Source organism: Aquimarina sp. U1-2, from assembly GCF_017897595.1.
Taxonomy (GTDB): domain Bacteria; phylum Bacteroidota; class Bacteroidia; order Flavobacteriales; family Flavobacteriaceae; genus Aquimarina.
This window is the reverse complement of the sequence record NZ_JAGKIK010000001.1, coordinates 596,220-608,499: the sequence shown is the minus strand read 5'-3', so window position 1 is coordinate 608,499 and position 12,280 is coordinate 596,220. Positions and strand designations below refer to the sequence as shown.

Sequence of the window (12,280 nt, the reverse complement as noted above, 5' to 3'; positions counted from 1 at the left end):
TATGGTACAGAAAGAATATATTTTTCGGTTTTTAAGGGATCTAAGTAATAACAACGCTAAAGATTGGATGGATAAAAACCGTGAGCGTTACCACACAGCCAAAGAGAGATGGCTCAAAGAAGTGTCTCTTATTCTGGAACGACTCGAGGAACGCGATTCTTACTTTGAGCAATTTAAACCCAAAGACACAATAATGAGAATCAATAACAATAGGCGTTTTCAACCGGATAAACCTATCTACAAAGATTATTTTACCTGCTCGCCGATGACCAAAGAAAGCAAAATTTCCAAAATACATATTTCTGTGGGTGTTGGTGGTTGTTTTATCGGTGGCGGACTGCATCGACCAGACAACAATACACTTAAAAAGGTAAGAGATGCTATTGATTACGATGGCGAAAAGCTTCAAAACATTATCGAAGAAAAAGATTTTCAAAAACATTTTGGAGGATTAGCAGAAGATGATCAAAAATTAAAAACATCACCTCGCGGATACAGCGATGATCACGAGCACATAGAACTACTTCGATACAAAAATATTTTAGCAAAAGCAGATATTACCCAAGAGCTTGTAGCCAGCGATGATTTTGTAGACTTTGTAGAAGACACATATCTCAAACTACAACCGCTTAATGAATATTTAGAAAGGGCAATTTCCTAACAGGTAAAGAGTACCTATCAATTAAAGGGAGTCGTTGTATTTATTTATGAATTCTTTGTAAAGTACTGCCTTAAAAAAGTGTTTTCTCAAGTTATAATCATCATATCAAGAAATTCCCTTATGGAAAGGTCAAACGCCAAAATTACATATATAACTCAGGTTTTGAATCGAGGATATACTGTTGTCAAAACCAGTATAGCAATATCATTACTATTTTTATTTTCCCACGGTCTTAGAGAATTATGGATTTGGTATTTGAATCGTAGAAAAAAAGCAGGTAAGCCCATTTTTGTAGATAAGTTTGTTTTTGCGAAAAAATTACCGGAGGATCTGAAGAAGAAAAATCACAATAAGCCTATACCGGCTGCACCTGTGGTACCTCATAGGTTTAAGGCTAGACAAATGAGGAAAGCTGAATATCCAGAGCCTAATTATGTTTTAAAATACGACGAAGAACCATTACCAGGTAAAGTATTATCAGGCATGGGTGAAACTGAATTTAGACCAGTTAAGAAATTCTATCACAATGGGTATTCTCACACGTATGGTGCAATGGAATTATTGTTTGTAATGTCTACACCTAAAAAAGCTTTGAGATCAGTTTTAAAGGCTTCTTGGTATAATAACTTTAAAAATGGAGCTGTTTCTTTGAGAAAAGTTGAAATCGATGATCCAAGTTTCTATTCAAAAGAAATTAAGCGAATAGGAATTGAAGCAGGTGCTTCGGCAATTGGGTGTACCAAAGTAACTAAGGAAGCTGTCTATGAAGGCGTAGAAGATTATTTACCTAATGCGGTGTCCTTAGCAGCACCAATGGATCGTGAGACAATGCTCACCATACCTTCTAACGATAGTGGTGCCGCAATTATTGAAGGCTATGTAGATGTAGGTAAAGCTGCAAACAAAGTGGCAAAGTATATAAGAAGCCTAGGTTATAATGCAGAAGCCAACACAAATTTGATGAATGCAACAACAAAGGTTCTTCATATTCCTATAGCCGTAAATGCCGGGTTGGGACAGATGGGGCGTCATACCTCACTAATTACCAGGGAGCATGGGGCAAATGTAAGGCTTGCAACTGTATTAACAGATATGCCGCTAGAATATGATAAGCCTCAAGATATAGGTGTTGAAGATGTATGTGTCAATTGTAGGATTTGCGTAGAGAACTGCCCTCCACAGGCTATTTATCCAGAAAAGCAAATGGTTAGGGGTACGGAAAAATACCATTTAGATTTTGATCGATGTATGCCTTACTTTAACGAAAAAGATACCTGTGGTATTTGTATCACCGTTTGTCCTTGGAGTGAGACGAACAACGGGAATCTTCTCTCTCAGCTACAAATGCATAGAAAAGCAGTTAAAAAAAGTTATCCTGAACTGCTGCCGAGTGAAAAAAGATTGGTGCGGAAAAGTAACAAGCAACAATTCTATATTGATACCAAGAAGGAAAAAATTGAGGATTACTGGCAAGCAGTTAAGGTTAAACGAATCAAAAAATTTAAAGGTGATATCATAGGGCTTGAGCTTACTGCCAGAGATGAAAGTGTAGTATTGCCGAGATGGGCAGCTGGGGCTCATACAGAAATAAAGTTGCCAAGTGGTAAAATACGGGCATATTCCTTATCAAATCCATCTGGCGACCACAACGATTATAGGTTTGGAATAAAAGCAGAACAGAAAGGAAATGGTGGTTCTTTAGAAATTGCAACACTTCAAGTAGGTGATGTATTACAAGTCAATAGGCCAGGTAATAACTTTCCACTTCGTATTCATCACGATTTTTACTATCTGGTCGCAGGCGGTATTGGTATCACACCATTGGTTCCTATGGCACATAAACTTGCGGAACTAAATAAATCTTTTGCGGTGCATTATGCAGTAAAAAAAGAAAATAAAGATCTTTATGCTGATGAGTTGAGGTCGCTAGCCGGGGATAACCTTTTTATTCATAATGAGCGTGGCTGGATAAAAACAGCATTTACAGATGCACCAGAAAATTCTGCAATTTATACGTGTGGTCCTTCTTCTTTAATGGATGATGTAAAAGCCGCTGGCGAAAATTGTGGTATTAATGTAAATTCCATTTATAGTGAGGACTTTGGATCTACCATAGACGATAAAAAATTCAATATAGTTTTGGCATCATCAGGAGAAAAAATACCTGTGTTACCGGGCGAAACGATTACCAGAGCACTCGATCGCCATGGTATTTTTACACCAGTTTCTTGCGGTTATGGTATTTGTGGAGTTTGTACTGTCGACGTGCTTGAGGGTGAACCTGATGCTAGAGATAGAATACTTACTTCAGAAGATAAGCATATGAAAATTACACTTTGCTGCTCTAGAAGTAAAACCAAAGACCTTACTATCGATTTGTAAACAAGGGTCAATAAGGTATAATTTGTAAGTAAAACGAATAAAGTAGCAAAAGCATCCTATTGACGGAATAGCCTCAAATTCCTATGAACAAAACTAGGACTGCTTTTAACCAATAAACCGTCCAATTTTATTTTTGGTTCTATGTTGAAGCTTTAATCAGTTTGGTAGAGTTATAATTTGTATTCATAGGTTTTGACTTCTTTAATGCTTTTCTGCGGAATGTAGGAGTTTTACCATGTACCCAGATGCTTGAATTGGCAAACGTTCTCAATCCTGTAGTGTGATAATAGGGTTTCTCGATGTATCATCATTTTTGATCAGTTCTACAAACTTCTTTTGTACATTTTCACAAAAATAAACAGAATTGTGTGTACAATTTTTCATAAGAACAGGGTCAAAAGCGACTACACTAATATTTTCGCTTTGTGTTTCTTTGGCTAAAAGAACTGTCAACATATTTAAAGCAGCCTTCGCCGAAGAGTAGGCTATCATTTTGTAGGAGGCGTAGGGAAAATTTTGGTCTTGTATTTTTTCAATATCACCAAGGGTACTAGTAATGTTAACAATAATTCCCTTACGGCTGCGCTTTAGTAAATCGTGGAAAGTTTGCACTACACGAATTACCGAGAAGAAATTTGCTTCGTAAAGTTCCTTAATTTCATTCAGTTTTACTGCGTCTATATCTTGTCCAAAACCGTTGGCTATTTCGGCATTATTGATAAGCACATCTAACTTTCCGTATTTCTTTTTGATATAGGCATAAAGAGGTTGTAAGCGTTCACTTGTAGAGAAATCACTTTCTATGACAAAAATTGATTGTTCATTAAAAAATTCATTCTTTAGTGTATGAAAGCTATTGATTTCTGTAGCAAGAATAACATCAAACCCTTCTTGTTGAAGAATACGAGAAAATTTTTTTCCCATTCCGTTTCCACCTTCCGTGACTAATGCAACTTTATTCCTTTTCATATTCCTATGCTTTATAATTACACCACAAAGGTACCGTGTTATACAGTCAATAAATAACCACTTTGTAATACATAATGATATAAATGTTATCAACTATAGTTGATTCAGGATAATGAATGATAAAATGAAGTAAGTCAATTTTAAAATCTACTGAGCTTGTCTAAATTTATTGGGTGTGGTACCGCTTAGTTTTTTAAAAAAACGAGTAAAATGAGTAGGCTCCTGAAAGTTTAATTGAAAGGCTATTTCGGCGACATCCATATCGGTAAAAGAGAGCATATTTTTACTTTCTAAAAGTAATCGATTATGAATAAGATCTTTTGCTGACTTGCCTGTAACTTTTTTTACGACAGTGGTCAAATAATTTGGAGTAACATTTAGTTTATCAGCATAATCACCTACATTTTTGGTATCTACATAGAATTTGTCTACCAATTGCTGAAAATTTTGAGTTAATGCTTGTCCTCTTGATAAGGTACTCTCTACGGTTTTATGCCTTTCATAAATAGATTTGCAAAAGTACAGCATACCCAATAACATATTTTGAAGCATTTTTTCCTGATAGGGGTGTGGTGCCTGAAATACGGTATGTATGTGTTTCATATCATTTTGAAGATGCAACTGCTCTTCTTGAGTCAATAGAAAAACACTATTTTCTTCTACTTTTAGAAATGGAAATTCTCTGGTAAGATGACCTACAGAATCATCTATAAACTCACGTTTAAATTGAATGTGATACCCTGCTATTTTTGGATCACGTACCCAGGAAAATACTTGTCCGGGTACGACAAACCACAAAGGACTTTGGTCTAATTTTACAGCATTAGTGTTTAAGTTAATCTCGCTAATTCCTGTATAGCTCAAAATACCTATTTGGTAAAAATTTTGCCGATACGGCGGCATACATCTACGGCAGGTAGGCTCTAAAGATTCTAAGGTAAATATGTCAAAATCAGAAATATGGGTTCTGTGCTCATAGCCGGTAAAGGTATGTAGGTCATTACTGGTTTCGAAGACAGGAATATCTTTTTTTGACATAAGCCAAAGTTAAACAATTTTTGCAAAAATGACCAAAACCTTAAGTAACCGTTCAGTATCAATATCTAAGCGTTCCAATCCCCCTGACGCTCTCCGCTATCAACATCAATTTTGGTATTGGTTATAGCAGGATTTTCGATTAAAGATATGATCGCTTGTGCCACATCTTCAGGTGTTCCAAAATGTTCTAAAAGTTGATTGTTTGGTTTTAGGCTTATACCTCCTGGCGAAACTACATTTACCCGTATTGGTGCTAACTCAAGTGCGGCATTTTTTGCTAATGCCTCTATTGCACCGTGAAGTGTACCCCAAAACCCATAACCCTTTATAGGAGTTTTGCTACTACTACCTGAAATTAGTGTTATTGAGCCGATGCGATTCATATAATTCTTTACTATATGAAGTAATCTGTAATTCATCCAAAAACGTTCGAAGGCTATTTTTGCGGTAGAAACATCGGTTTCAATGATGCTTGAGGCCGTACCTGGAGCATTTACAGTTATGATGATATGGTTTAACTTCGGCAATGTTTGGAATGCTTTAGAAAAGTCTTCATCGCTCGTAGCATCCAACTTTATCGTTTGTACATCTAGTAATTTGGCAGTGGTATTGAGTTTGTTTTCATTTCGACCAGCAACAAAAACGGTATACTCTTTTTTTAAAGCTAATTGCGCAGTAGTTAAACCCATACTACTTGTACCTCCTATAATTAATATATTTTCTTTTTTCATAACTAAATCATTGTTAATCCTCCATCGACTGATATGATACTACCGGTCATATAGGGATTTGTTAATGTCGAATAATATGCATAAGCCAATTCCTCTGGTTTTCCCAAATGTTTTATGGGTAAGGTATTCTTACCCCATTCCTTATAACTTTCTTTTTCCTGTTCTGTCCATACGCCAGTGCCAACAACTCCTGGCGCAATGATATTTACACGTACCGGTGCGATTTCAAGTGCTAGGGATTTTGAGTAGGTGGCTACCGCAGCGCTTGCTGCATTCATTATAGAAGCACCGTTTTTAGAAGGCCTATAAATAGAAATGCTTGAGGTAACTACTATTGCTCCGTCTTGATTTATGTATTTTGAAGCAGCTCTAGTCACATTAAAAGTCCCCCAAAACTTCTCCATTCCTCTATGCGCTATGGTATTGCTCATAGATTTTATAGGAGACATTAGTTTTGTTTCATCGGCTACGGCAGATATGCTTAAATAATCAAAATGTCCAATTTTTTCAAAAGTTTCTTCTACCGAGGAATCGTTAAGCATATCCATGGTGAAAACATACGATTTGCCTTTCAACTCTTTTTGAACAGCTTCTAATTTTTCTTTTGTACGGCTTACAAGATAAACAATGGCTCCTTTATCAGAAAACATATGTGATAATGCTTTCCCAATACCGGACGATGCCCCTACAATGACTACTTTTTTATTTTCTACAGGAATCATTTTTTTATAATTTATGGATTAAAATATTTTATTTATTATTCTTTGCTTCAATGCATTTTTTTAATTTCAATTAAAAAACCATCACTAAACAGTTTAGAAGAGATTTTTTTATTGAGTTTGTATGTTGTTTTCATTTTGTTATAGTTTTAAGCTACGTACAGAGCTGTTTTTTTATGCTCCCAAGAAATAATGGCAATGTTTTTTAATTATAACCAATATCTAATACATCGTTACCAACTTGTAACCAATCCATAAAATAAGTGTCGATATCAGTAAATAACTCGTTACTAAAACTGAGACCTGCACCCAAAAAAATTGTAAAGCACTTTTATAGTTCGATCGTATCTTACTCAAAAAGCGATGAGTAATTTTAGATATAGCAGTAGTTATGCGCTCGGTTTTATTCAGAAATGTAAGTTCTGATAGGATAGTATAAAGTAACGATGGTCTTTCACATTGAATACATTGGGTGTTCATAATAGTATGTTTTAAATTCATTTCAAAGTTAAACTGTACCCTAGCATTTTGACTAACCTAAATCTTTTTGGTAATGACCAAAATCTGATATTGAAATTTTAGCTAACCGTATTTTCACTTATTAATTCGTTTAAACGAAATTTATATTCTTCTGGCGTATCCATATCCCAAAAATGTTCTTTAGGTTTTACAATATGCGTCACAGATTGATTCGCCTTAATAATTGAGGAAGCACCCACGTCACCCTCAAGACTTTTAAGGCCTTCAAACATCGATCTCTTAAAAAGTGCTGGTATTCCAAGGGTATTGTTGTATGCTGTAGCTATAATTTGATGCGATAATTTTTTGGCTTTTTTAATGATTCTATTTAGGTATACAAAATCTACCGCAGGCTGGTCTACTAATTTTATGACGACACCCTCATTATAATGCGAGCATTTTTCAATGGCTTCAATACCAATACGAATCGAGCTGGCTAAACCGTCTTTCCAGTTTGGATTATGGACCTGTTCGATAGGAAAGTTCTCGATGTTTTGCCATACTTCATTATGGTAGGCACCGGTAACAACATAAGTTTTGGTTGCTTCACAAGACAATGCCTGTATCATTGCTTGCCGTATTAGGGTGGTGCCTTTCCATTGTAACAGCTGTTTTGGTTGCCCCATTCTACTCGATGCTCCTGCTGCTAAAACCAATATGGCTACTATCATCTGAATGTCTTATTTTAAATGACGTGAATACTTCCGGTTTTTTGTCTAAGAGATTTGGGTTCTCTTTTATTTTTAACAGCCAGGATTTCAGCAACGATGGCATAAGCAATTTCCTGTGGGGTCTCTGCGCCTAAATCTAAACCTACCGGGGCATAAATTTTTTCGAGAAAGTCTTCCTCTGGTAGCATTCCACGTTCTAAGCATTCTTGTAATAATTCTTCTCTACGATGTACAGGCCCCAGAATACCTAAATATTCAAAGTTGTGTTTTTCTAACTCAAGTAGGTAAGCCAAATCTTTTGAAAAACTGTGTGTCATTAAGACTACGGCACTTTTTTGAGAGAATTTGACCTGTTTCAAATCAGATGGAGCAATCTCTCTTACCCTATAATTATCTTCGCCTTCAACAAGAATTTTTGAACTTTCAGGATAACGTATGATACTAACATGCCATCCTAAAGTAACGGCTACCTTAGCTAGGATATGAGCATCGTGTTCTGAACCAAAAATATAAAGCTGATAAGGTGGTTTCATTTTCTGGCTAAATAATGAAACTTCATATGTTCCTATAACTATCTCAAGGAGTAATGTCTTTTTTGGAATTACATTAAAGAAATAGGGTTTGTAGTTATAGTTTACAGTTCCTGAAAATCCGTAAATACCTAAATTTGAAAATACGAGATAGGTTCCCATTGCTTCGGGCTTGTCATTACTCCTGTTAAAAAAAGAGTGTAAGTTCCATTTTTGATCAGAGACGTATTGTTTATAAAAAATCTTACGAAATCCAGTTGATAATCTTACTTCTTCCAATAAAATATAAAGTGTTCCTTTGCATCCTAATTTATAACGCCCTTCATAGGTCATTACCTTGCTTAATCCTTTAATAAAAACATCTTGAGCTTGTCTTAGCACTTCTTTTTCTACACATCCACCGCTTAAAGCACCTACCATAGAACCATCTTCAATAAGTAGCATACGTACGCCAGGCTGTCGATAAGAGCTTCCTTCTAATGCCACAACCGATGCTAAAACAGAACGCAAGCCTTTAGCTTGTGCTGCATAGTACGCTTCTATTATAGAATACAATTCTAACATCTCGTTCAATTATCACAAGGCGCTTGGTGCGTCACTTTGCTACCGAAGCCACCTCCTGCACCGTTACGATGTTGTCGTTTTTATTACCCCAGGAATTGAAGATGTAGTTCATTACATCAGCCACTTGCTCATCGTTTAGCCCCATAGGTGACATTGCGCTGTTGTACACTTTACCGTTTACGGTTACTTTTCCACTTTGTCCATACTTTACTACACGTATGCTTTCTTCACGGTTTTGTAGAAAATCTGATTGTGCCAAAGGTGGAAAAACTCTAGCAACACCTTTTCCAGTAGTTTGATGGCAGGAGGCACAATACGTAGTATATACTTTTTTACCTTGTGCAATACTTTGTTTAAGTTTCGGATCCTGAATCTCGAGGACTGAAGTATAGCCTAAGAAGTCATCATTGTTTATTTCAATCTTCTCTGAGAGCAGTATGATAAAGAGGCTTGGTAGTATTAAAATATTCTTTGATATCATTTTTTTTACTATTTATTAGTTATTGAAGTGGTTTAACTCTTAAACAAAATTAGGAGCAATCCGTTTTCAGATTACGTCACTTTTTATCACATAAAGGATACTTTTTAAATAAAGTGGTATTAGAAAGTGTTAGAAAAACTGCAAAAATGTACCAAGTCTACCCGTTGTCTTTTGGTAATTTCACAACAGACCAAAACTAATATTATGGCAGAATACACTTTAACTATTAATAAGGAAAGTAAAATTGTAAACGTAGCTGAAGACACACCATTGCTCTGGGTTTTGCGGGATGCGCTTAATATGAAGGGTACCAAATTTGGTTGCGGCCGTGCGCTCTGCGGTGCCTGTACCGTACACTTGAATGGTACTGCCGTGCGCTCGTGTAGCTTACCCGTTGCTGCAGCAACCTCTGGTGAAATTACCACTATCGAGGGTTTGTCAGAAGATGGTTCTCACCCAGTCCAAGAAGCCTGGATAGATCACATAGTACCGCAATGTGGATACTGCCAACCCGGACAAATAATGGCTGCTGCATCGTTATTGAACAACAATCCAAATCCTTCAGATGAAGATATTGAAATAGCAATGGCAGGAAATCTTTGCCGTTGTGGGACGTATACGCGAATTAAAGAGGCTATCAAAACAGCAGCTTCAAAATCATAATAAAAAATTACCAGATATGTTCCCATTTTTAAAATCTAAAACACAAGAGGCTAAAATTTTTGCTGTAAGCCGTAGGCAGTTTTTGCGTGTTACCTCAATAAGCACAACCGGGCTGATTTTGGGCGTACATTTTGCCTTTGGAAATAACCTTAAAAACCAACATCAAGAATCATTAAAAACAGTTTTTAAACCCAATGCTTACCTAAAAATAGATTTAGACGGCACGGTAATCATAGTTGCTCACCGTTCAGAAATGGGTCAGGGCATACGAACGTCGCTGCCTATGGTTGTGGCCGAAGAACTCGATGCTGATTGGAGTCGTGTAAAAATCATTCAGGCAGAAGGCAACGAAGCCAAATATGGCAACCAAAATACCGATGGTTCTTTTTCGGTTCGAATGTTTTACAAACCGCTTCGACAAGCCGGCGCTACAGCAAAAGCTCTGTTAATACAAGCTGCTGCCAATCAATGGGGCGTGTTGCTGGCGCAATGCAGGGCAGAAAACCATCAAGTTATTAATACTACTAATGGCAATACTTTGGATTATGGTGCATTGGCAGAAGCCGCTTCCCAACTCCCCATGCCAGATGTTGAAAGCCTCGTATTAAAAAACCCGAAAGATTTCAAATTCATAGGTACGTTATTGCCAATTGTAGATAATAAAGATATAGTAACAGGAAAAGCAATCTACGGAATGGATGCCGTGATGAATGGGATGAAGATAGCCGTCATTGCCCGATGTCCAGTTGTGGGAGGAAAGGTTAAATCGTTTGATGCCGCTTCCGCGAAAGCAATATCAGGCGTTTTAGATGTGATAGAGTTGACTTCGGGGTTGCTACCACCTCAAATCAATGTGCCTTTAGGCGGAGTTTCAGTAGTTGCCGAAAATACTTGGGCAGCAATTAAAGGTAGAGATGCGTTGAATGTAGAATGGGATTTTGGACCCAATAGTAATTTTGATAGTGCCAAACAGTTAAACGAAATGACAAGTTCTCTGTCTAAAAAAGGTAATGCACGTATGGAACGCGGTAATGTGGACAGTAATTTGAGCAGCGCATCACACACCATCGATTATTCTTTTGAAGCCCCTTTTTATGCTCACGGCACTATTGAACCCCCTGCAGCAGTAGCAAGCGTAGTTGATGGGAAATGCGAAGTACTGGCCTGTACCCAACATCCTGAAGGAGCTAAAGAAGCTGTTGCTAAAGCTTTGAAAATAAAACCTGAAAATGTTACCGTAAATGTGACTCTTTTGGGTGGTGGTTTTGGTAGGAAGTCTAAGCCCGATTTTATTGTGGAAGCAGCAATGCTTTCTCAAAAGACAGGAATGCCCATCAAAGTCATTTGGACCCGAGAAGATGATATTCACCACGACTTTTATCACGCTCAAAGTGCCCAAAATATTCGTGTAGGTCTTGATGCACAAGGCAAAGTGACCGCCTGGAACCATAAAACTTGTTTCTCATCCATTGTAGCTACATCAGTAGTTGAAGCCTTAGAGCCTGCTGATTTTGAGCTTGGCTTGGGTGCTGTCGATATTCCGTATGATTTTAAAAATTTACGAATTGAAACCTTACCTGCAAAAGCCCATGCCCGTATTGGTTGGATACGTTCTGTATCTAACATTCACCATTCTTTTGCGATAGGTAGTATGATCGATGAGATTGCTCTTGCGCGAAAGAAAGATGCGGCAGATAATATCATTGAACTTTTGGGGAATGACCGCGACCTAGACCACGAAGGAATCAAATGGGATATCAAACCCTATAACGAAAAGAAAGAAGATTATCCGATGAGCACGGGTAGGATGAAAAATGTCATAAAGCTTGCAAGGGAAAAGTCTAATTGGGGTAAATCCCTTTCTGGAAAAAGAGCGCAAGGTATTGCCTTTCATCATTCCTTTTTGACCTATGTAGCTTGTGTCGTCGAAGTCGCCATTGATGATAGCGGTACGATTACTATCCCGGAAGTACATTACGCGGTAGATTGTGGTGTGATAGTAAATCGTGACAGAGTGATTTCCCAATTTGAAGGTGGCGCAGCTTTTGCAACAAGCCTGGCCTTAAACAGCGCTATCACTTTTAAAAACGGTCGAGTAGCACAAAATAATTTTGACGGTTACCAAATAGCCAGAATGCCTGATGCGCCTAAAAAAGTATTTGTGCATTTAGTAGAAAGCGATGTAAAACCTACTGGAGTGGGCGAGCCACCGGTGCCGGCTTTTATTCCAGCGTTAGCCAATGCATTGAGCCGCGCATCTGGAAAACGAATTACAAAAATGCCAATGATGGTGAGTTAAGGATACTTTATAAGGAAATTGGTTAGTTTATTGGCACCGCCAAAGTGTATAAT

At 37.3% G+C, this 12,280-nt stretch carries 11 protein-coding genes; 4 read left to right on the top strand and 7 right to left on the bottom strand.

Annotated elements, in window-relative coordinates; genetic code table 11:
• The first annotated feature begins 1 nt into the window (after position 1).
• Entirely contained in the window at positions 2-661 is a 660-nt protein-coding gene (locus J8281_RS02625; RefSeq protein ID WP_210196020.1) for a DUF2461 domain-containing protein, read from the top strand.
• 120 nt (positions 662-781) lie between these two features.
• Complete coding sequence (locus J8281_RS02620) at positions 782-3,043, top strand: 2Fe-2S iron-sulfur cluster-binding protein (RefSeq protein WP_210196019.1); 2,262 nt, start codon at positions 782-784, stop codon at positions 3,041-3,043.
• Between the two features lie 267 nt (positions 3,044-3,310).
• Here J8281_RS02620 and J8281_RS02615 read toward each other — a convergent pair whose 3' ends face one another.
• The 7 genes from J8281_RS02615 to J8281_RS02585 all read right to left on the bottom strand — a co-directional run bounded on the left by J8281_RS02615 (position 3,311) and on the right by J8281_RS02585 (position 9,265).
• On the bottom strand, positions 3,311-4,012 hold the full coding sequence (locus J8281_RS02615) for an SDR family NAD(P)-dependent oxidoreductase (RefSeq protein WP_210196018.1): 702 nt from the start codon (positions 4,010-4,012) through the stop codon (positions 3,311-3,313).
• A 147-nt stretch (positions 4,013-4,159) separates the two neighbouring features.
• Entirely contained in the window at positions 4,160-5,050 is an 891-nt protein-coding gene (locus J8281_RS02610) for an AraC family transcriptional regulator (protein ID WP_210196017.1), read from the bottom strand.
• A 65-nt stretch (positions 5,051-5,115) separates the two neighbouring features.
• Entirely contained in the window at positions 5,116-5,781 is a 666-nt protein-coding gene (locus J8281_RS02605) for an SDR family oxidoreductase (protein ID WP_210196016.1), read from the bottom strand.
• 2 nt (positions 5,782-5,783) lie between these two features.
• Positions 5,784-6,503 carry an SDR family oxidoreductase gene (locus J8281_RS02600; protein ID WP_210196015.1) on the bottom strand — a complete coding sequence of 240 codons (720 nt, stop codon included), beginning with the start codon at positions 6,501-6,503 and terminating at the stop codon, positions 5,784-5,786.
• A gap of 575 nt (positions 6,504-7,078) precedes the next feature.
• A complete protein-coding gene (locus tag J8281_RS02595; protein WP_210196014.1) occupies positions 7,079-7,690 on the bottom strand; it encodes an NTP transferase domain-containing protein in 612 nt (203 codons plus the stop codon).
• 14 nt (positions 7,691-7,704) lie between these two features.
• A complete protein-coding gene (locus J8281_RS02590) occupies positions 7,705-8,784 on the bottom strand; it encodes an XdhC family protein (RefSeq protein ID WP_210196013.1) in 1,080 nt (359 codons plus the stop codon).
• A 31-nt stretch (positions 8,785-8,815) separates the two neighbouring features.
• The gene (locus J8281_RS02585; RefSeq protein ID WP_210196012.1) at positions 8,816-9,265 is read right to left on the bottom strand and encodes a cytochrome c; all 450 of its coding nucleotides are present in this window, start codon (positions 9,263-9,265) and stop codon (positions 8,816-8,818) included.
• Between the two features lie 204 nt (positions 9,266-9,469).
• Here J8281_RS02585 and J8281_RS02580 point away from each other — a divergent pair, with 204 nt between their 5' ends.
• Both J8281_RS02580 and J8281_RS02575 read left to right on the top strand, forming a co-directional pair.
• A complete protein-coding gene (locus J8281_RS02580) occupies positions 9,470-9,928 on the top strand; it encodes a (2Fe-2S)-binding protein (protein ID WP_210196011.1) in 459 nt (152 codons plus the stop codon).
• A 16-nt stretch (positions 9,929-9,944) separates the two neighbouring features.
• Positions 9,945-12,227 (top strand): xanthine dehydrogenase family protein molybdopterin-binding subunit, encoded by a 2,283-nt coding sequence (locus tag J8281_RS02575; protein WP_210196010.1) that lies wholly within the window; start codon positions 9,945-9,947, stop codon positions 12,225-12,227.
• Positions 12,228-12,280: the final 53 nt, after the last annotated feature.

Bases quoted from the DNA above. Each gene is read 5' to 3' on its own strand.
- J8281_RS02580 (WP_210196011.1), top strand. From the start codon at position 9,470: ATGGCAGAATACACTTTAACTATTAATAAGGAAAGTAAAATTGTAAAC.
- J8281_RS02605 (WP_210196016.1), bottom strand. From the start codon at position 5,781: ATGAAAAAAGAAAATATATTAATTATAGGAGGTACAAGTAGTATGGGT.
- J8281_RS02595 (WP_210196014.1), bottom strand. From the start codon at position 7,690: ATGATAGTAGCCATATTGGTTTTAGCAGCAGGAGCATCGAGTAGAATG.
- J8281_RS02600 (WP_210196015.1), bottom strand. From the start codon at position 6,503: ATGATTCCTGTAGAAAATAAAAAAGTAGTCATTGTAGGGGCATCGTCC.
- J8281_RS02620 (WP_210196019.1), top strand. From the start codon at position 782: ATGGAAAGGTCAAACGCCAAAATTACATATATAACTCAGGTTTTGAAT.
- J8281_RS02590 (WP_210196013.1), bottom strand. From the start codon at position 8,784: ATGTTAGAATTGTATTCTATAATAGAAGCGTACTATGCAGCACAAGCT.
- J8281_RS02615 (WP_210196018.1), bottom strand. From the start codon at position 4,012: ATGAAAAGGAATAAAGTTGCATTAGTCACGGAAGGTGGAAACGGAATG.
- J8281_RS02575 (WP_210196010.1), top strand. From the start codon at position 9,945: ATGTTCCCATTTTTAAAATCTAAAACACAAGAGGCTAAAATTTTTGCT.
- J8281_RS02625 (WP_210196020.1), top strand. From the start codon at position 2: ATGGTACAGAAAGAATATATTTTTCGGTTTTTAAGGGATCTAAGTAAT.
- J8281_RS02585 (WP_210196012.1), bottom strand. From the start codon at position 9,265: ATGATATCAAAGAATATTTTAATACTACCAAGCCTCTTTATCATACTG.
- J8281_RS02610 (WP_210196017.1), bottom strand. From the start codon at position 5,050: ATGTCAAAAAAAGATATTCCTGTCTTCGAAACCAGTAATGACCTACAT.